This window comes from Vibrio sp. 1731 (assembly GCF_033339955.1).
Lineage (GTDB): Bacteria > Pseudomonadota > Gammaproteobacteria > Enterobacterales > Vibrionaceae > Vibrio > Vibrio alginolyticus.
In genome coordinates this window covers 1-1,214 of sequence record NZ_JAWOVO010000110.1, presented here as the reverse complement: position 1 = coordinate 1,214, position 1,214 = coordinate 1, and the positions used below count along the sequence as shown (strand labels likewise).

At 45.4% G+C, this 1,214-nt stretch carries 2 protein-coding genes; both read right to left on the bottom strand.

Going from position 1 to position 1,214, the window contains the following annotated elements:
• Positions 1-103: 103 nt before the first annotated feature.
• Positions 104-595 carry a transcription elongation factor GreB gene (gene greB, locus R7035_RS25540; RefSeq protein ID WP_005458979.1) on the bottom strand — a complete coding sequence of 164 codons (492 nt, stop codon included), beginning with the start codon at positions 593-595 and terminating at the stop codon, positions 104-106.
• 154 nt (positions 596-749) lie between these two features.
• The coding region (locus R7035_RS25535) for an ATP-dependent zinc protease (protein ID WP_318146358.1) at positions 750-1,214 on the bottom strand (465 nt) is incomplete at its 5' end.

Below are 1,214 nucleotides of genomic sequence, written 5' to 3'. Positions count from 1 at the left end.
CCAGTAAATACAGCTCGCGCCCTCAAATGAGGGCGCATAAAAAAATAGGTCAACATCATTGGCAAACGCACTTCGCTCGCCGAATGTTTCAAGGTCGAGGAAGTTAAGATTCTGCGCTTTGCTTGTTGTATTCAATCGAATTAATGAACCACTCTTTGTCACCTTCCGGCGTTCGAACGGTAAATTCTTCATCCACTTGCTTTTTCAACATGGCTCTGGCCATAGGGGAATCAATGGAGATGTAATCTTTGGCATCGCCATATATTTCTTCTGGCCCCACAATGCGGAACTTCTTCACATCACCGGCTTCGTTTTCAATCTCGACCCAAGCACCAAAAAAGACTTTGCCTTCTTGTTGAGGTGAGTAATCAACGATGGTGACTTCAGGTAAAAACTTTCTGAGAAAACGAACGCGTCGATCGATTTGACGCAGCAGTCGTTTATTGAAGGTGTAGTCAGCATTTTCCGAACGATCGCCAAGGCTGGCCGCCCACGTCACGATCTTGGTGATTTCTGGACGCTTTTCATTCCAGAGGTAATCGTGCTCTTGCTTGAGTTTGTTATAACCTTCACGGGTAATCAGCTTAGTTTTCAATTTGGCTCCTATTCATTTCGGCATAAAAAATGCCGCACATTCAGCAGCATCGACGCTTACGCGATCTTCATCCTAAACCTAGAATTATACCCAAAGCCACAAGATTCTCAGAGCGGACTTTGGGTATTGGCAATTAGGTTAGGCGACGGTTCGACTATTTTTCGTAATCTGGTTTTTTCGTCACGATGTAATTGGTTTCACTCGCTACTAACGCACCGTGCTTTAAGAAGTTTTTACCCAAAATCATGCTGTAATGAAAGCGTCCGCGATCTTGCAAATTCACGCGAATTTTCTTCTCTAACTCACCCAGTTTGACGTGCATTTCCACCACCGGACGGACGTTTGCTTTCTCGCCTTTTTTCGCAGTAATTTTCATTACGTCTACCACTTCGCGAGTAAAGGCTTTTTGCATACCGAGGTCATTTTCGTAGGTAAAGCTCACCATGTCTTTGCCATCTTTTTGGAACAGTTTGATGTCCTTAGCATTGATAGAACTGACATCCGCACCGGTGTCCAGTTTGACCGGGAAAGACATACCTTCCACTTCGGCCACTTCGATGTGGCCAGCTCGGAACAAAGGTTTGGCATCGAGCAAGTGGTCTGCGCGCGTATTCAGTAG